Below are 17,247 nucleotides of genomic sequence, written 5' to 3' on the forward strand. Positions count from 1 at the left end.
GCCCCGGAGACCCAGGGAACGATCATGTCCGCAGAGTGGTTGTCCATCATCGCGCTCGTCGCGCTGTTCGTCGTCGGCACCGTGCTGCCGATCAACATGGGAGCGCTCGGCTTCGTCGCCGCGTGGTTCGTGGGGATGTACGCCCTCGGGCTCTCCGAGCGGGAGATCATCGACGGCATCAGCGGCGACCTGGTGCTGACGCTGGTGGGTGTGACCTACCTGTTCGCCATCGCCCGCAACAACGGCACCGTCGACCTGATCGTCCGGGGCGCGGTGCGGCTGGTCGGCGGCCGGGTCGGGCTCGTCCCGTGGGTGATGTTCGCGGTCACCGCGGTGCTGACCGCGATCGGCGCCGCGAGCCCCGCCGCCTGCGCCATCGTCGGGCCGATCGCCCTCGGGTTCGCCGGGCGGCACCGGATCAACGCGTTGATGATGGCGATGTTCGTCGTGCACGGCGCCCAGGCAGGCGGGTTCTCGCCGATCAGCATCTACGGGGTGATCACCAACTCGGTGATGCGGGAGAACGGCCTGCCCGTGCAGGAGGAGGCGATCTTCCTGGCGAGCCTGCTCTTCAACCTCGCCATCGCGGTCGTGCTGTTCCTCGTGCTCGGCGGGCGCGAGCTGATGGGGCGGCGGATCGAGGGCGAGGAGTCGGCCGTCGAGCCCTCCCCGCCCGCGTCCGGCGGTGGGGTGGCGACGGCGCCGCCCGTGGTCAAGAGCAGCCGGAGGATCCTCACCGACCAGGTCATCACCCTGGTCGCCTTCGTCGCGGTGGCGCTCGTGGCGCTGGTGTTCGAGCGGAACATCGGATTCACCGCCATCACCGCGGCCGTCATCCTCACCGCGCTCTTCCCGAAGGAGCAGAAGGGCGCCATCAAGCAGATCGCGTGGTCGACGGTGCTTCTCGTCGCCGGCGTCAGCACGTTCGCGACGATCCTCAGCACGGCGGGTGCCCCGGAGGCGGTCGGCACCTGGGCCGCCGGGCTCGGCACGGTGCTCGTCGGCGCGCTGGTGCTGTGCTACGTCGGCGGCGTGACCTCGGCGTTCGCCTCGTCGACGGCGCTCCTGCCGATCATCATCCCGATCGCGATCCCGCTGGTCGCCTCCGGCGACATCAGCGCGGTCGCGGTGGTCGCCGCCCTCGCGGTGTCCTCGACGATCGTCGACGTCAGCCCGTTCTCGACCAACGGCGCGCTGATGGTCGCCAACCGCCCGGACAGCATCCCCGAGGATCGGTTCTACAAGCAGATCCTGGGCTACAGCGTGATCGTCACCGTCGCCGGGCCGCTTCTCGCCTGGGTCGCCTTCGTCGTCACCGGCGTGGTCTGAAAGGGGTGAGCTCGATGTCCGACACCGCGCGCGGCCCGCTCTCCGGCACGCTGGTGGTCGATCTGTCCCGGGCGCTCGCCGGCCCGCACGCCACGATGATGCTCGGCGACCTCGGTGCGCGGGTCGTCAAGGTCGAGGCGCCGGGCGCGGGGGACGACACCCGCGGCTGGGGCCCGCCCTTCGTGGGTGACGCGGACCGGCTCGAGTCGACGTACTTCCTGTCCGCCAACCGCAACAAGGAGTCCATCGCGCTGAACCTCAAGGCGCCCGACGACCGGGCTGTCCTCATCGAGCTGGTCCAGCGCGCGGACGTCCTCGTCGAGAACTTCCGCACCGGCGTGCTGGACCGGCTCGGGCTCGGGTTCGACGTGTTGCACGAGGCCAACCCCCGGCTGGTCATCCTCTCGATCACGGGGTTCGGCCACGACGGTCCCGAGGGCGGCCGGGCGGGGTACGACCAGATCGCGCAGGGCGAGGCGGGCCTGATGTCGCTGACCGGGCCGGGCCCGGACGACCCGCAGAAGGTCGGGACGCCCATCGCCGACCTGCTGGCCGGCATGTACGGCGCCTACGGGGCCATCGCCGCGCTGTTCGAACGCGGCCGTACCGGCGCAGGCACGGTGGTGCGCACCTCACTGCTCGCCGCCACGGTCGGTGTGCACGGCTTCCAGTCCACGAGGTGGACCGTGGCCGGCGAGGTCGGGCGTGGGCAGGGCAACCACCACGCGTCCATCGCGCCGTACGGGCTCTTCCGCTGCGCCGACGGCTCGGTCCAGATCGCCGTCGGGAGCGAAGGCCTCTGGCAGCGGTTCTGCGCGGCCTTCGACATCGACCCCGAGATGTCCGGTTTCGCCACGAACCCGGAGCGGGTCGCCCACCGCGAGAAGCTCGTCGGACTCATCGAGGACGTTTTCGGACGGTGGCCGGCCGCCGACCTGCTCGTGCGGCTCGCCGAGGCGGGGGTGCCCGCGGGCAAGGTGCGGACCCTCGACGAGGTGTACGCGTGGGAGCAGACCCGCAGCCAGGGACTGCTCATCGAGGTCGACCACGACACACTGGGTCGCGTGCAGCTCGCGGGCCCGCCGCTGCGGTTCTTCGACCGGGACGGCCGTGAAGTCACGAGGACGGAGCACACAGCACCGCCGACGCTCGACGGTGCGGGGGCCTCGGTGCGCGCCTGGCTCGCGGGAGGGGAGCGCCGATGATCCGCACCCGTCCGAGTGCCCGCGACCTGATCCGGCTCGTGCTCGGTGACACCTTCGAGAGCTGGGACAGCCCGATCGACCTCACCGGACTCGAACCGGGGTACGCGGCGCAGCTCGTGGCGGCGCAGGAGCGCTCCGGCGTCGACGAGGCCGTCGTGACGGGCGCGGGCACGATCGAGGGAACCGGCGTCGCCGTGATCGCGGGCGAGTTCGCCTTCCTCGCCGGGTCGATCGGCCGGGCCACCGCAGGCCGCATCGTGACGGCGGTCCGGCGGGCCACCCGGGAACGGCTTCCGCTGCTCGTCGCCACCTGCTCGGGCGGCACCCGGATGCAGGAGGGCACGCCCGCGTTCGTCGAGATGATCTCGATCTCGAAGGCCATCGTGGCGCACAAGGCCGCGGGCCTGCCCTACCTCGTCTACCTGCGCAACCCGACGACGGGTGGCGTGTTCGCGTCCTGGGGGTCGCTGGGGCACGTGACGGTCGCCGAGCCCGGCGCGCTCATCGGATTCCTCGGTCCGCGCATCGCGGAGGCGCTCACCGGCAAGCCGTTCCCGAGCGGGGTCCAGGTCGCCGAGAACCTCGTCGCGAAGGGCGTCATCGACGGTGTCGTGGCCCCCGAGGAGCTGGCCTCGGTGGCGCGCCGCGTGCTGCGGCTGCTCACCCCGAGCGTCGTCGGTGACGTGCCGCTGCCCACCCCCGGCCTCGGCGCGCCACCGCCTCGGCGCACGTCGACATGGGAGTCGGTGCTGCTGACCCGCCGGCCGGACCGCCCCGGCGTCCGCGACCTGCTGCGGCTCGGCGCCGACGACGTCATCCCGCTCAGCGGCACCGGCGACGGGCAGCGCGACGCCGGGCTGCTGCTCGCGCTCACCGCGTTCGGCGGACTGCCGTGCGTGCTGGTCGGGCAGGACCGCCGCCACCAGACGCCGGACCGGCCGCTGGGCCCCACCGCGCTCCGCGAGGCGCGCCGGGGCATGCGGCTGGCGGAGGAGCTGCGCCTCCCGCTCGTCGCCGTGATCGACACGCCCGGCGCCGCCCTCTCCCCGCGCGCCGAGGAAGGCGCGCTCGCCGGGGAGATCGCACGTTGCCTCGCCGACATGTCGAGCCTGTCGGTGCCCTCGGTGTCGGTGCTGCTGGGGCAGGGGAGCGGGGGAGCGGCACTCGCCCTGCTGCCGGCCGACCGCGTGATCGCCGCCGAGCACGCATGGCTGTCGCCGCTGCCGCCGGAGGGCGCCAGCGCGATCGTCCACCACGACACGGCTCACGCGCCGCTCATGGCCGAGCGGCAGCGGGTGAGTGCCTTCGACCTGCTCGACGAGGGCATCGTGCACGTCGTGGTGCCGGAACGCCCCGCGGCCCACGACGACCCGCAGGCATTCGCGCACGCCATGATTGCGGCCTGCGTCGCGGCCATCCGGGATGCGACGCGGATCAGAGCGGACGGGCGGAAGAGGAGAGAGCCATGACCGGGAGCACCAGCGCCGTCCCCGCGGCGCTGCAGACCTTCATCGACGCCACCAACACCGGCGACTCCGACGCGTTCGTCGCCGCCTTCACCGACGATGCGGTCCTCGACGACTGGGGCAACGTGTTCCACGGCCGGGACGGCATCGCGTCGTGGAACCGCACCGACAACATCGGCAAGCAGTCGCACTTCGAACTGGTCTCGCTGGAGCCGACGGACGACCCCGACCGGGTGGTCGCCACGCTGCGGGTCACGGGCAACGGGTTCAACGGCACCGGGCCGATGACCTTCGAGTTCCGTGGCGACCGGATCGCCCGGCTGGTGATCAGCCCCACCGGCTGATCCAGTCGGGGCAACCGAACCGGCCCGCCACGTAGCCTCGGGATATGAGCGTCAGCGCCGGACCGCTGCTGCAGTTCGACCACTCCTACGCCCGCGAGCTGCCCCGCCTGTCGGTGCCGTGGACGGCCGCGCCGGTACCGTCGCCCGCCCTGCTGGTCCTCAACGAGGAACTGGCCGGTGAGCTGGGGCTCGATGACGAGGCGTTGCGGACGCCGGCGGGTGTCGCGCTTCTCGTGGGTGCCGGGCTTCCGGAGGATGCGCGTCCCGTCGCGCAGGCATACGCGGGCCACCAGTTCGGCGCCTACCAGCCCCGGCTGGGCGACGGGCGGGCGCTGTTGCTCGGCGAGCTCGTCGACCGCCGGGGGCAGCGACGTGACCTGCACCTGAAGGGTTCCGGGCGCACCCCCTTCGCCCGCGGTGGGGACGGCAAGGCGGCGGTGGGGCCGATGCTGCGGGAGTACGTGATGGGGGAGGCGATGCACGCGCTGGGCGTCCCCACCAGCCGCGCGCTCGCGGTGGTCGCCACCGGGGACCAGGTCGTGCGGGAGACGCTGCTGCCCGGTGCGGTGCTGGCGCGGGTCGCGGCGAGCCACCTGCGGGTCGGCACGTTCCAGTACGCGGCCGCGGCAGGTGACCCGGCGCTCGTGCGGCAGCTGGCGGACCACGCGATCGCGCGGCACTTCCCCGACGCGGCCGAGGCGGCCGACCCCTACCTGGAGTTCTACCGGCAGGTCGTCGACGCGCAGGCGTCGCTCGTGGCGCGTTGGATGCTCGTCGGATTCGTGCACGGCGTCATGAACACCGACAACACCACGATCTCCGGGGAGACCATCGACTACGGCCCCTGCGCGTTCATCGACGCCTACGACCCCGCCGCGGTCTTCAGCTCGATCGACCACGGCGGCCGCTACGCCTACCGCAACCAACCCGGCATCGCCCAGTGGAACCTCGCCCGGCTGGGCGAGGTACTGCTTCCGCTGATCGACGACGACGTGGACGCGGCGGTAGGGGCCGCCACCGAGGTGGTGATCTCGTTCGTCGAGCGGTACGAGGGGTACTGGGCGGACGGCATGGTCGCGAAGCTCGGCCTGGAGGCGCCGGACGCGTCGCTGTTCCGGGACCTGCTGGCGCTGCTGCACGCCCAGCACGTGGACTTCACGCGGTTCTTCCGGACGCTGTCGTCGCACCTGCGCCCGGATCATCCGCACCGTGGGCAGGCGCGGTCGCTGTTCACCGAGCCGGAGGCGTTCGACGCGTGGTCGGCTCGGTGGGAGGCCCTGCTGCCCCCGGACCGCCACGCCGTGGCGGCGGCGATGGACCGGGTCAACCCCGTCTACATCCCGCGCAACCACGTGGTGGAGGACGCGTTGGCCGCGGCCACCGCGGGGGACATGGCGCCGTTCCACCGCCTCGTCGAGGTCGTCTCCCAACCGTTCGTCGAGCGTGAAGGGCTGGACCGCTACGCCGAACCGGCGCCGGCGGGCAGCCGCCCCCACGTCACCTACTGCGGCACCTGAGCCCGACCGGTCGGGCAGCCGCCATCGGGGCGGCGCCCCGGCCGGCCCGCCGTCTCAGGCGACGGCCGCGTCGGCGAGCGCGCGGAGGCCGACGAACCGGGTGTGCCTGCGCAGGGTGAAGCCCAGCGACTCGTACAGCCGGATCGCGTTCACGTTCGACACCGCGGCGTGCATCAGCGGGATCTCGCCGCGCTCCCTGATCCCCGCGGCGACGGCCAGCACGAGCCGCGTGGCCAGCCCGCGCCCGCGGAACCGCACGTCGGTGCAGACGGCGCTGATCTCGGTCCAACCCGGCGGGTGCAGCCGCTCGCCCGCCATCGCGACGAGCTCGCCGCCGTGTCGGATGCCCAGGTAGGTGCCCATCTCGACGGTGCGGGGCAGGAACGGCCCCGGCCGGGTCCGCTCGACGAGGGCGAGCATCTCCGGCACGTCCGCCGGACCGAGGACCACCGCCTCGGGGTCCGGGTCGACCTCGACACCGGCGTCGACGAGCTGAACGGCGGCGATCTCGGCGAGCACCTCCCAGCCCGGCGGCGGCTCGACGCGCGGTGCCGACACGGCCGCGGTGGCGTCCGGCCCGACCAGTGCGGCGAGGTCCGTCCACGCGCCGAGGTCCGGTTCGTCGGGCAGCGCCACGAACGGGCAGACGTCGGGTGGGTACCGCACCGCCGACCCGTGCCGCACCGCGAAGTGCGCGTGCGGGCCGAGGAGGGAGGCGCGGATCGGGTTGTCGAGAACGTGCTGCTCGCTCACGGGCGAGGTCCTCCAGTAGGGGTGAGCGGACCGGGGCCGGCGGCGAGCCGGGACCGATCTTCACGGTAATTGCCGTCCCGCGTAGCTCCGGCGGGTCGTCGTGCTCGCCGGCGCCGTGGACAGCGCCAGCAACCGACCCGTATGGTGAACGGCGAGTTCGTATCTCGAACGACGCGGAGGTCGACACATGCTTCCAGCCGGGGGATCGACGTGATCGCCGCGGAGCGGGTGATCATCAGTGCCGCGGTGACGGGCTCGGTCCACGTGCCGTCGCAGAGCGATCACCTTCCGATCACGCCGGAGGAGATCGTGGCGGAGGCGCTGGCCGCGGCGGAGGCCGGGGCGGCGGTCATCCACCTCCACGCCCGCCACGCCGAGGACGGCAGACCGGCCTTCGAGCCGGCCGTCTTCGAGGAGATCATCCCGCCGATCGCCGCCCGGTGCGACGCGGTCGTCAACATCACGACCGGCGGGGCGTCGTCCATGACGATCGAGGAGCGGCTCGCCGCGGCGACCTGGTTCAGCCCGGAGCTCGCCTCGCTCAACATGGGGTCGATGAACTTCGTCTTCTCCGGCATCGCCGAGAAGGTGACCAGCTGGAAGCACGCGTGGGAGAAGCCCTACGTCGAGAACACCTACCGCAGGCCGTTCGTCAACTCCTTCGAGCAGATCGAGTACGCGCTGCGGGAACTGGGTGAGCGGGGCGGCACCAGGTTCGAGTACGAGTGCTACGACATCGGGCACCTGTACACGCTCGCGCACTTCGCCGAGCGCGGGCTCGCCACGCCGCCGTTCCTCATCCAGGGCGTCTTCGGGATCCTCGGCGGGATCGGGGCCGACCACGCCAACCTCACGCACATGGTCGCCATCGCCGACAAGCTCTTCGGCGACGACTACCACTTCTCCGCGTTCGCCGCGGGACGCCACCAGATGCAGTTCTGCACGCACAGCGCCTGGCTCGGTGGTCACGTCCGGGTGGGGCTGGAGGACAACCTCTACATCGGCAAGGGCGAGAAGGCGACCAGCAACGCGCAACAGGTGCGCAAGGCCCGGGAGATCCTCGCCGACCTGGGCAAGCAGATCGCGACGCCGGCCGACGTCCGGCGGATGCTCGCGCTCAAGGGCGCGGAGAAGGTGGTGTTGCAGCGATGACGACGGGACTGCTCGCGGGCAAGGTCGTGCTCGTCGTCGGTGGGAGCACCGGCATCGGGGCCGACGCCGCACGGGTCTTCGCCGGGGAGGGCGCCTCCGTCATGCTCGCCGCGCGGTCGAAGGACGCGCTCGCGGCGCTCACCGAGGAGTTCACGGAGGCGGGGCACGATGTCGCGTACGCCCCGGGTGACGTCAGCGTCGGAGCCGATGTCGCGGGATTCGTCGACGCCACCCTCGACCGGTTCGGCCGGCTCGACGGCGCCTTCAACAACGCCGGCATCAACGGGCAGGGCCGGCTCGACGACGTGTCGGAGGACGATTTCGACCGGATCATGGCCGTGAACGTCAAGGGCACGTGGCTGTGCCTGCGCGAGGAGATCCGGGCGATGCGCGAGTCGGGCGGGTCGATCGTCAACACCAGCAGCGTGGGCGGGTTCCGCGGCAACACCGGCCTCGGTGCGTACCAGGCCACGAAGCACGCGGTCATCGGCCTCACCCGCACCGCCGCGCACGACAACGGGCCGCTCGGCATCCGCGTCAACGTGGTCGCCCCCGGGCCGACCGAGACCCCGATGCTCACGCAGTGGCGGCAGAACGACCCGGCGGCCGTGGAACGCCGGATCGCCGCGGTACCCCTGCGGAAGGCAGGCACGACCACGGAGGTGGCCAACGCCGCCGCGTGGTTGCTGAGCGACCGCGCGAGCCAGGTCACCGGCGTCGTCCTGCCCGTCGACGGCGGGTACTCGGCCTGACCGGACCTGCCGGCAAGGCCTGGGTCGACCACCTCGATCCGGCTCTGCGCGGCAGCGGCGGACGCCTCGGAGCCGCCGACGCGTCCCTCCCCCCGGGGATCCGCCGGCTCACGCGTCGCCGGGCGGCTCCACGCCGAAGATCGCGAGCTGGGTGGCGACCTGGTCGTAGTAGCCCACCAGGGTCACGAGCTCGAAGAGCCCGCGCTCGCCCAGCGTGGCCGTGGCCGCGGCGTACTCGGCGTCGTCGAGGTTCTGGTGGTCGAGGATCGCCAGCGTCGTGGTGAAGACGGTGCGCTCCTCGTCGGAGCGGAACGTGGGCGGGGTGCGGGTGGCGAGACCCTCGATCTCGGTGTCGGTGAGGCCTGCGGCCCGCCCCGCCTTCCGGTGTGCGTACAGCTCGAACGGGCTCTCGCGGTGGAACGCGACGAGCAGGATCGCGATCTCGCAGGCCCGGTCGGAGAGCTGGAGCTCGTACCGCATGGTCCAGCCGATCCGCTCGAACACGCGCCCGAGGGGAGGGCTCAGCAGCCATGCGTTCGGTGGCCCGATGAGCCCACCCTCCGGATGGACGAGCGAGAAGGACGACTTCGTGCGCTTGCCGCCGGTGAACCTGGCGTAGATCTCCGCCTGCTCCGGGGTCATGGCCTCCGGGGCGATGCGGGACAGGCGCTCGGTCACGGTGTGCCCTCCTCTCTCTCCCACTGAACCGATACGGGACGCCGGGCCGGGGCTTCCTCTTGCGCGACCAGCTCCCGGAATGCGAGTCTGCATCGCGAACAACATGTTCGCAAGCTGAACACAGGGAGGACAGGGCCGTCGTGTTCCGTGAGCTGCTCCGATCCTCCGACCGGCCGGTCGTGGGCACCTTCGTCAAGATCCCGGCGCTCGAGGTGGCGGAGCTCCTCGGCGAGGCGGGCTTCGACTTCGTCGTCATCGACACCGAGCACGCGCTGCTCTCGGTCCGGGACGTCTACTCGCTGGTGGTCGTGTACTCGCGGATGGGCGTCGCGCCGCTGGTCCGGATCACCGACCACGGCTATGGCGACGCGCAGCGCTACCTGGACGCGGGCGCCGCCGGCATCCTCGTGCCGCACGTCTCCAACGCGGGACAGGCGAGCGCCGCCATGCGCCAGTACCTCTTCCCGCCCGAGGGCACCCGCGGCATGGGGTACGCGTCGCGGGCCGGGCTGTGGGGCGACCTCCCGGGCGGCCCCGCCGAGTACGTGCGCGTCGGGCAGGAGGACATCGCCCGGATCGCCATGATCGAGGAGAAGGAGTCCGTCGACGACCTACCGGCGATCCTGACCGCACCGGGCGTCGACGCCGTGTTCATCGGCCCCGGCGACCTCTCCCTGTCCATGGGGGAACCCGCCGGCTCACCCGCCGTCCACGACGCGGTCACCACGTGCATCGCGACGGCCGTGGAGGCCGGCGTGCCGGTCGGGACCGTCGTGCAGGGCGAGGACCAGATCCGGCTGCGCGCCGAACAGGGCTGCCGGTTCCTCCTCGTCGGGAACGACACGGGGATGTTCGGCACGGCCGCGCGGCGGATCACGTCGACGGCCCGCTCCGCGCTCGCCGCACCCACCGCAGACGAGGAGGACTGACCACCCATGGCCTACGCGAAGGACGACCCGCGCTCGGCACTGGCCGCGCCCAGCAGCGCATCGGCGCCGGTGGCGGATGGCGGTATCGCCGCTCCGCAGTTCCTCGACTTCTCCGTGCTCCCGCCCGACGTCGTGTCGGCCGCAGGCAGCAGCCAGTGGATCGTCCGGGGGCAGAACTTCGTGCTGATCTACACGGAGCCGGTGGCGGGTGACCTCGTCTGGAAGTCCGCGCTGCGGTCCGAGCAGGTGCTGCTGCTGATCGACGAGAGCAGTGCCGTCAGCGGCACGACCGGCACCGGCGACACCCACGAGGTGACCGGCCCGGCGCTCGTGGTGGTGCCGCCGGGGGAGAGCGCGATCACGAGCACGGGTACCGGCCCGGTCGTCTCGCTGCTGCAGTCGGACGAGGCCGAGTGGGCCGCGAAGGCGTCCAACGCCGCGGCGTACGAGACCCCGCACCCGCACGTCGCTCCGCTCGAACCCTGGCCGGAGCCGGTGGACGGCTACCGGTGGCGGACCTACCTCATGTCCGACGTACCGGCCGACCCGAAGCGCTTCGGACGGATCTTCCGGACCCGGGCGTTCATGGTCAACTTCCTGCCCCCGTCGGCAGGCCCGCGGGACCTGTCCAGGATGTCGCCGCACTTCCACGAGGACTTCGAGCAGGCCAGCCTGGTGGTCGAGGGGACCTACATCCACCACATCCAGACCCCGTGGGGCACGGACGGCCGGCAGTGGCGGCCGGAGGACCACGCGCGGGTCGGGAGCCCGTCCCTGACGATCATCCCCCCGCCGACGATCCACACCTCCCAGGGCATCGGGTGGCGGGCCAACCACCTCATCGACATCTTCGCCGGCCCCCGCCGCGACTTCTCCGCGCGGCCCGGATGGGTCCTCAACGCCGACGAGTACCCGAGCCCCGTCGACTGATCCTCCTCCGGTCGTGACGGGATCTCGTCACGGCAAGTCCGCAGTGCCCCCATGGTCAAGCTGTCTTCAGCGTTGAAGGAGACTTGTCATGCCCGAGAGCACTTCCGGCCCGAGCGCGGTCACGCGGCGACGGCGGGCGGTTCTGAGCGCCTGGGCCGGTTTCGCCGTCGACTCGTACTCGATCTACATCGCGTCGTCGGTGCTGTTGCCGGCGCTCGTCTACTTCCAGGGCGACATGTCCGCGGAGACCAAGTCGATCTTCGCGGGCATGACGCTCGCCGCGACCCTGCTCGGGCGCCCGCTCGGTGGCCTGATCTTCGGGCACTTCGCGGACAGGATCGGGCGCCGCCGCATCGGCGCCGTCACGATCTACGGGTTCGGGACCATCTCGCTGCTCATCGCCTGCCTGCCGGGCGCGGAGCTGATCGGCGCGATCCCTGCGACGACCCTGCTGCTCGTGCTCCGCTTCGTCGAAGGCATCTTCCTCGGCGGGGAGTACACCGCTGCCACCCCGATGGCGCTCGAGTACGCCCCGCCGCACCGGCGGGGCCTGATCGGCGCGTTGATCCAGTGCGCGGCGAGCGGTGGCCCGCTCCTCGTGGCGGTCGCGATGGCACTGACCCTGTTGGTCGCGCCCAGCGGCGGGCTGGACTCGCCCTACGTGCAGTGGGGCTGGCGCCTGCCGTTCGTCCTCGGCTTCGTCCTGTCGTTCCTCGTCGCCTGGTTCCTGCGCCGCAGGGTCGACGAGTCGGAGATCCAGAAGCAGGCGGTCGCCGAGGCAGGGGAACAGGTGGAGTCGCCGGTGCGGATGATCCTGCGGGGCAGGCCGGGCCGGGCGTTCATCCAGGCGTGGGTGACGATGACGGGCCTCTTCTTCATCGTCACCGTGACCACCAGCGTTCTGAACCAGTTCCTGCTCCAGAACGAGGGCTACACCCCCGCGGACCTGGCCAACACCCAGCTGGTCATCCCGGTCTGCATGGCGTCGTACATCTTCTTCGGCTGGCTCTCCGACCACATCGGCCGCAAGCCTGCGCTCTACATCGGCGGCGCGCTCCAGCTGACGCTGTACCCCGTGGTGATCACGCTGGTGGGATCCGGGTCGGTCCGCGGGTGGTGGAACCTCACCCTCCTCGCGGTGGCGGCGCACTGCCTCACCGTCGCCCCGTTCGGCGTGCTGCCGGCATACATCAACGAGCGCTTCGCGACCATCGTCCGGTCCACCGGATGGGGCGTGGCCTACGGGACCGCGGTGATCATCCCGTCCTTCTTCTCCTACTACATGATCTGGCTCAGCGCCCTCGTGCCGTTCGTCCACACCGCGGGCATCCTGGCCGCGTTCGGCGCGATCCTGATCCTCGTCGCGACGATGTGCGGGCCCGAGACGAGGGGGATCGACCTGCGTCGTGCGGGAGAGGACGCGCACCGGGTGGACGTGACGCCCCCGGTCGGCGTCATACCCGCCCCGTCCCTCACCCCGGCGAAGGAGCAGGGGTGACACCGCTGAGCCGGGTCGGCTCGCCGCCCGACGCGACCGCAATCACGTGAGAAAGGGCAGTTCCTGATGACCCAGACAGTCAGCGGCCTGTGGGACGAGACGCTCGACGCGGACCGGTTCGTCCCGGACGCGGAGGTCGACGGGTTGCTCGTCGGCGCGGTCGATCTGCACACCCATCCCGGGCCTAGCCCGTTCCCGCGGCGGATGTCGATCCTGGATGCCGCGGTGGATGCGGCCTCGGTCGGGTTCCGGGCGTTGGTCGCGAAGTCCCACCACCACAGCATGCAGACCGACATCCTCGCGTTGGGGCCGGTCGGGCTGGCCGAGACCGGGGTGCGGGTGTTCGGGGGTGTCGCGCTGAACCGCACCGTGGGCGGGCTCAACCCGTATGCGGTGGAGCTCGCGCTGGGGTTGGGTGGGCGGGTGGTGTGGTTCCCGACGATCTCGTCCACGGCGCACATCGAGTTCCATCGCCACCACCACCACAGCGGCTTCCCCGTCGCCGGCATCCCGCTGCGCGACAACGAGCCGATCAGCGTGGTGGGCGAGGACGGTGCCCTCGTCCCGGAGGCGCGGGACATCCTGTCGGTCATCGCGGGGGAGTCGGCGATCCTCAACTGCGGGCACCTGCCGGCCGACGAGATCGACGTGCTGGTGCCGGCGGCGGTCGCGGCCGGGGTCGAGCGGATCGTCGTCAGCCACCCCGACTTCATCGTCGGTGCGGCCCCCGAGCGGATCGGCGCCTGGTGCCGGCAGGGCGCCTACGTCGAGCACTGCCTGGCCATGGTGGTTGGGCGCAACGCCACCGAGCCGCCCGTGGAGAAGGTCGCCGGTTTCCTCCGCGAGGCGGGTGTCGGGCACACCGTCTTCTCGTCCGATCTGGGGCAGAAGGGCAATCCGTTGCCGGTCACGGCGTACCGGCGGATGGTGCGCGCCCTGCTGGACGCGGGGAACGCCGAGGACGACATCAGGGCGATGGTGGGCGGCAACGCAGCGCAGTTGCTGTTCCCGTGAGCGGCGGGGGGTGCTCGGTATAGTCGCCGGACGCACGCGGAGGAGGACTGTTGACCAGCGGCTCGGGCGGCACCGGCGACATCCAGGCGGTGCAGCGCGTCGGACAGCTGCTGGCCCTGTTCACCGTCAACCGGCCCCGGCTCACGGTGGCCGAGGCGGCCTCACTCGTCGGGCTGAACCGCAGCACGGTCAGCCGATACTTCGGCTCCCTCGTGCTGGCCGGCGTCCTGGAGCGCTCGCGTGAGGAGCAGGCCGCCTACGAACCCGGTCCGCTGCTCGTGCAGCTCGGCGCGGTGGCGCAGGGCCAGCGCCGCGTGCTCGACCTGGCGCCGATCCACATGCGCCGCCTCTCCCGCGAGACCGGGCTCACCGTCGTGCTCTCCCTGTGGGGCTCGGCGGGCCCGGTGGTCTCGCTGGTCAACGAGATCGGCACCGGCCCGATCCTGGTCACGGTGCGGGTGGGCACCACCCTCGACATGGACTCGGCCCAAGGGCACCTCTTCCTGTGCTTCTCCAAGGACCACGAGACGATCGCCAAGTACTGGGAGAGCCTGGACCCGGTCAAGCGGCGCCGGATCGAGGCCGAGGTGGCCGACGCCGGCAAGCGTGGCCTTTCCACCGTCAGCGCACCGGTGGGCATGGCCGTCCTGGCCGCCCCCGTTTTCGACGATCACGGCATCGCCGCCACCGTCGCCGTTGTCGGCGGGCCGCCCGACGACGCGGAGATCGCCGCCGCGCTCCGGCGCGCGGCTTTCCGGATCACGGTGGAGATGGGGGGCGCCGAGGTCTGGCGGTCGCTCGTTCCCGGCGGCGCTGACGACGTCGCGGACTCCGTGGAGGCCTCGTAGCCCGAGTCGACCGGGCTCGTGGCCGCGCGTACGACCCCGCTGGCCCGATCGGGTTTCGCCGATGAGCCGATGCGCGCGGCCGGGCACCGGTTGAGCGATGCCGGTGCTCCCGAGTTGAGACGTTCAAGAATCTGGGCCACGCTGGGACGCGGTGCCAACGACGTCGGACTTCGAGCACATGTTGCGCGGGGCTGCGCTCCGGGTGACGCGGCCACGGCTGGCCGTGCTCTCCGCCGTGCACGAGCATCCGCACTCCGACACGAGCTCGATCATCGGATTCGTCCGTGACGATCTCGGCGAGGTGTCCCACCAGGCCGTGTACGACGTGCTGCGCGCCCTGACCGCGGCGGGCCTGGTGCGGTGCATCGAGCCACCGGGCTCGGTGGCGCGCTACGAGGCGAGGGTGGGGGACAACCACCACCACGTCGTGTGCCGGTCGTGCGGCGCGATCGCGGACGTGGACTGCGCGGTCGGCGAGGCTCCCTGCTTGACCCCGTCCGAGGACCACGGCTTCGCCATCGACGAGGCCGAGGTCATGTACCAGGGTCGTTGCCCCGCGTGCGCCGCGGCACAAGAGGAACAGGCGAGACAGGCGAAGGAGCGGACGTGACCGAGAGCATCAGCGAGTCCGAGAACCCGGCGATCCCCTCCCCGACCCCCGAGGTGACCCGGCCCAGGACCAACCGGGACTGGTGGCCGAACCAACTGGACCTGCAGGTTCTCCACCAGCACTCGCCTCGGGCCAACCCGATGGGCGAGGACTTCGACTACCGGAAGGAGTTCGAGTCCCTCGACGTCGAGGCGCTCAAGCGCGACCTCGTCGATGTGATGCGGACGTCGCAGGACTGGTGGCCTGCCGACTACGGCCACTACGGGCCGCTGTTCATCAGGATGAGCTGGCACGCCGCCGGGACCTACCGCATCCACGACGGCCGGGGCGGCGGCGGCGACGGCGCGCAGCGCTTCGCCCCGCTCAACAGCTGGCCCGACAACGCGAGCCTCGACAAGGCGCGGCGGCTGCTCTGGCCGGTCAAGGAGAAGTACGGCCGGAAGATCTCGTGGGCCGACCTGCTCGTCCTCGCCGGCAACGTGGCCATCGAGGACATGGGCCTGAAGACGTTCGGCTTCGCCTTCGGGCGGGAGGACATCTGGGAGCCGGAGGAGATCTTCTGGGGCCCGGAGGACACCTGGCTCGGGGACGAGCGCTACAGCGGCGAGCGGGACCTCGCCGAGCCGTTCGGCGCCGTGCAGATGGGCCTGATCTACGTGAACCCGGAGGGGCCCAACGGGAACGCGGATCCGGTGAAGTCCGCCAGGGACATCCGGGACACCTTCGGCCGGATGGCGATGAACGACGAGGAGACGGTCGCCCTCATCGTCGGTGGCCACACGTTCGGCAAGTGCCACGGCGCGGTCGACCCCCGGTACATCGGCCCGGAGCCCGAGGCGTGCCCGGTCGAGCACCAGGGTCTGGGCTGGAAGAACAGCGTCGGCACCGGCGCCGGCCCCCACGCGATGACCAGCGGGCTCGAGGGCGCCTGGACGAACGAGCCGACCCGGTGGGACAACGGATACCTGGACAACCTCTACGGGTACGACTGGGAGCTGACGCGCAGCCCCGCGGGTGCGCACCAGTGGACCCCCAAGAACCCCGAGGCCCAGGGCACGGTGCCGGATGCCCACGACCCGTCCAAGCGGCACGCGCCGATGATGCTGACCTCGGACATCGCGCTGAAGGTCGACCCGATCTACGGGCCGATCACCAAGCGCTTCCACGAGAACCCCGACCAGCTCGCGGACGCGTTCGCCAAGGCCTGGTACAAGCTCCTGCACCGCGACATGGGCCCCGTCTCGCGCTACCTGGGCCCCTGGGTCCCGGAGCCCCAGCTCTGGCAGGACCCCGTCCCGCCGGTGGACCACGAGCTGATCGGGGACGCGGACGTCGCGGCCCTCAAGGAGAAGGTCCTCGCCTCGGGCCTGTCGATCTCCCAGCTCGTCCACACCGCCTGGGCGTCGGCCGCCAGCTTCCGCGGCACCGACAAGCGCGGCGGGGCCAACGGGGCGCGGATCCGCCTCGCGCCGCAGAAGGACTGGGAGGTCAACGACCCGGACGAGCTGGGCAAGGTGCTGCAGACCCTCGAGCAGGTCCAGCGCGACTTCAACGTCTCGCAGACGGCCAAGAAGGTCTCGCTCGCCGACCTGATCGTCCTCGCAGGCTGCGCGGCGGTGGAGAAGGCGGCGAAGGACGCCGGGCACGACATCACGGTCCCGTTCACGCCGGGGCGCACCGATGCCTCGCAGGAGCAGACCGACGTGGACTCGTTCGCCGTGATGGAGCCGAAGGCGGACGGCTTCCGCAACTACCTGCGGGCGGGGGAGAAGCTGCCGCCGGAGACCCTGCTGGTGGACCGCGCCTACCTGCTGACCCTGAGCGCGCCGGAGATGACGGTCCTGCTCGGCGGCATGCGGGCGCTCGGCGCCACCTTCAAGCAGAGCAGGCACGGCGTCCTCACCGACCGGCCCGAGACGCTGACCAACGACTTCTTCCGCAACCTCCTCGACATGAGGACCGAGTGGAAGGTCTCGGAGACGGAGAACGTGTACGAGGGCCGCGACCGGGCCACCGGCGACGTCAGGTGGACCGCCACGGCCGCCGACCTCGTCTTCGGCGCGAACTCGCAGCTGCGCGCCATCGCGGAGGTCTACGCGTGCGCCGACGCGAAGGAGAAGTTCGTGCGGGACTTCGTGGCGGCGTGGGACAAGGTCATGAACCTCGACCGGTTCGACCTGACCTGATCCAAGAGGCTCTCCGAGGCACGTGGCCTCCCGGGC

At 71.6% G+C, this 17,247-nt stretch carries 16 protein-coding genes; 14 read left to right on the plus strand and 2 right to left on the minus strand.

Annotation, left to right across the window (positions count from 1 at the left end):
• The first annotated feature begins 24 nt into the window (after positions 1 to 24).
• From FHX44_RS32255 to FHX44_RS32275, 5 genes are read left to right on the plus strand one after another with little or no spacing between them, the layout of a single operon-like run.
• The gene (locus FHX44_RS32255; protein WP_147259230.1) at positions 25 to 1,329 is read left to right on the plus strand and encodes an SLC13 family permease; all 1,305 of its coding nucleotides are present in this window, start codon (positions 25 to 27) and stop codon (positions 1,327 to 1,329) included.
• 14 nt (positions 1,330 to 1,343) lie between these two features.
• Complete coding sequence (locus FHX44_RS32260) at positions 1,344 to 2,534, plus strand: CaiB/BaiF CoA transferase family protein (RefSeq protein WP_147259231.1); 1,191 nt, start codon at positions 1,344 to 1,346, stop codon at positions 2,532 to 2,534.
• Positions 2,531 to 4,003, plus strand: a complete 1,473-nt coding sequence (locus FHX44_RS32265) for a carboxyl transferase domain-containing protein (protein WP_147259232.1) — start codon at positions 2,531 to 2,533, stop codon at positions 4,001 to 4,003. The genes FHX44_RS32260 and FHX44_RS32265 overlap by 4 nt, the downstream gene beginning before the upstream one ends.
• The gene (locus FHX44_RS32270) at positions 4,000 to 4,344 is read left to right on the plus strand and encodes a nuclear transport factor 2 family protein (protein WP_147259233.1); all 345 of its coding nucleotides are present in this window, start codon (positions 4,000 to 4,002) and stop codon (positions 4,342 to 4,344) included. The genes FHX44_RS32265 and FHX44_RS32270 overlap by 4 nt, the downstream gene beginning before the upstream one ends.
• Before the next feature lie 44 nt (positions 4,345 to 4,388).
• The gene (locus FHX44_RS32275) at positions 4,389 to 5,861 is read left to right on the plus strand and encodes a protein adenylyltransferase SelO (protein WP_147259234.1); all 1,473 of its coding nucleotides are present in this window, start codon (positions 4,389 to 4,391) and stop codon (positions 5,859 to 5,861) included.
• Between the two features lie 54 nt (positions 5,862 to 5,915).
• On the opposite strand, the gene FHX44_RS32280 is transcribed toward FHX44_RS32275, so the two are convergent.
• On the minus strand, positions 5,916 to 6,614 hold the full coding sequence (locus FHX44_RS32280) for a GNAT family N-acetyltransferase (protein WP_147259235.1): 699 nt from the start codon (positions 6,612 to 6,614) through the stop codon (positions 5,916 to 5,918).
• Positions 6,615 to 6,824: 210 nt separating this feature from the next.
• On the opposite strand from FHX44_RS32280, the gene kce reads away from it, so the two are divergent.
• Both kce and FHX44_RS32290 read left to right on the plus strand, forming a co-directional pair.
• Positions 6,825 to 7,766, plus strand: coding sequence for a 3,5-dioxohexanoate:acetyl-CoA acetone transferase (kce, locus tag FHX44_RS32285; RefSeq protein ID WP_147259236.1), 942 nt, complete (start codon positions 6,825 to 6,827; stop codon positions 7,764 to 7,766).
• The gene (locus tag FHX44_RS32290) at positions 7,763 to 8,518 is read left to right on the plus strand and encodes an SDR family NAD(P)-dependent oxidoreductase (protein WP_147259237.1); all 756 of its coding nucleotides are present in this window, start codon (positions 7,763 to 7,765) and stop codon (positions 8,516 to 8,518) included. The genes kce and FHX44_RS32290 overlap by 4 nt, the downstream gene beginning before the upstream one ends.
• A gap of 108 nt (positions 8,519 to 8,626) precedes the next feature.
• Here the strand turns inward: FHX44_RS32290 and FHX44_RS32295 are convergent, their stop codons facing one another.
• A complete protein-coding gene (locus tag FHX44_RS32295) occupies positions 8,627 to 9,196 on the minus strand; it encodes a carboxymuconolactone decarboxylase family protein (protein ID WP_147259238.1) in 570 nt (189 codons plus the stop codon).
• A 140-nt stretch (positions 9,197 to 9,336) separates the two neighbouring features.
• Between FHX44_RS32295 and FHX44_RS32300 the strand changes: the two genes are divergently transcribed.
• From FHX44_RS32300 to katG, 7 genes are all read left to right on the plus strand, one after another.
• Positions 9,337 to 10,125, plus strand: a complete 789-nt coding sequence (locus FHX44_RS32300; RefSeq protein ID WP_170309125.1) for an HpcH/HpaI aldolase family protein — start codon at positions 9,337 to 9,339, stop codon at positions 10,123 to 10,125.
• Between the two features lie 6 nt (positions 10,126 to 10,131).
• Positions 10,132 to 11,055 (plus strand): hypothetical protein, encoded by a 924-nt coding sequence (locus FHX44_RS32305; protein ID WP_147259240.1) that lies wholly within the window; start codon positions 10,132 to 10,134, stop codon positions 11,053 to 11,055.
• Positions 11,056 to 11,143: 88 nt separating this feature from the next.
• Positions 11,144 to 12,553, plus strand: a complete 1,410-nt coding sequence (locus FHX44_RS32310) for an MFS transporter (protein WP_147259241.1) — start codon at positions 11,144 to 11,146, stop codon at positions 12,551 to 12,553.
• A 66-nt stretch (positions 12,554 to 12,619) separates the two neighbouring features.
• Positions 12,620 to 13,567, plus strand: a complete 948-nt coding sequence (locus FHX44_RS32315) for a DUF6282 family protein (protein WP_147259242.1) — start codon at positions 12,620 to 12,622, stop codon at positions 13,565 to 13,567.
• A gap of 50 nt (positions 13,568 to 13,617) precedes the next feature.
• A complete protein-coding gene (locus FHX44_RS32320; RefSeq protein ID WP_170309126.1) occupies positions 13,618 to 14,415 on the plus strand; it encodes an IclR family transcriptional regulator in 798 nt (265 codons plus the stop codon).
• A 151-nt stretch (positions 14,416 to 14,566) separates the two neighbouring features.
• Entirely contained in the window at positions 14,567 to 15,025 is a 459-nt protein-coding gene (locus FHX44_RS32325; protein WP_147259244.1) for a Fur family transcriptional regulator, read from the plus strand.
• Entirely contained in the window at positions 14,965 to 17,211 is a 2,247-nt protein-coding gene (gene katG, locus FHX44_RS32330; protein ID WP_212612748.1) for a catalase/peroxidase HPI, read from the plus strand. The genes FHX44_RS32325 and katG overlap by 61 nt, the downstream gene beginning before the upstream one ends.
• The last annotated feature ends 36 nt before the right edge of the window (positions 17,212 to 17,247 follow it).

Origin of the sequence: Pseudonocardia hierapolitana (assembly GCF_007994075.1) — a bacterium.
Classification (GTDB): domain Bacteria; phylum Actinomycetota; class Actinomycetes; order Mycobacteriales; family Pseudonocardiaceae; genus Pseudonocardia; species Pseudonocardia hierapolitana.

Coding starts and splice junctions, on each gene's coding strand:
- FHX44_RS32270 (WP_147259233.1), top strand. CDS start 4,000: ATGACCGGGAGCACCAGCGCCGTCCCCGCGGCGCTGCAGACCTTCATC.
- FHX44_RS32310 (WP_147259241.1), top strand. CDS start 11,144: ATGCCCGAGAGCACTTCCGGCCCGAGCGCGGTCACGCGGCGACGGCGG.
- FHX44_RS32290 (WP_147259237.1), top strand. CDS start 7,763: ATGACGACGGGACTGCTCGCGGGCAAGGTCGTGCTCGTCGTCGGTGGG.
- FHX44_RS32265 (WP_147259232.1), top strand. CDS start 2,531: ATGATCCGCACCCGTCCGAGTGCCCGCGACCTGATCCGGCTCGTGCTC.
- FHX44_RS32275 (WP_147259234.1), top strand. CDS start 4,389: ATGAGCGTCAGCGCCGGACCGCTGCTGCAGTTCGACCACTCCTACGCC.
- FHX44_RS32305 (WP_147259240.1), top strand. CDS start 10,132: ATGGCCTACGCGAAGGACGACCCGCGCTCGGCACTGGCCGCGCCCAGC.
- FHX44_RS32255 (WP_147259230.1), top strand. CDS start 25: ATGTCCGCAGAGTGGTTGTCCATCATCGCGCTCGTCGCGCTGTTCGTC.
- FHX44_RS32315 (WP_147259242.1), top strand. CDS start 12,620: ATGACCCAGACAGTCAGCGGCCTGTGGGACGAGACGCTCGACGCGGAC.
- FHX44_RS32260 (WP_147259231.1), top strand. CDS start 1,344: ATGTCCGACACCGCGCGCGGCCCGCTCTCCGGCACGCTGGTGGTCGAT.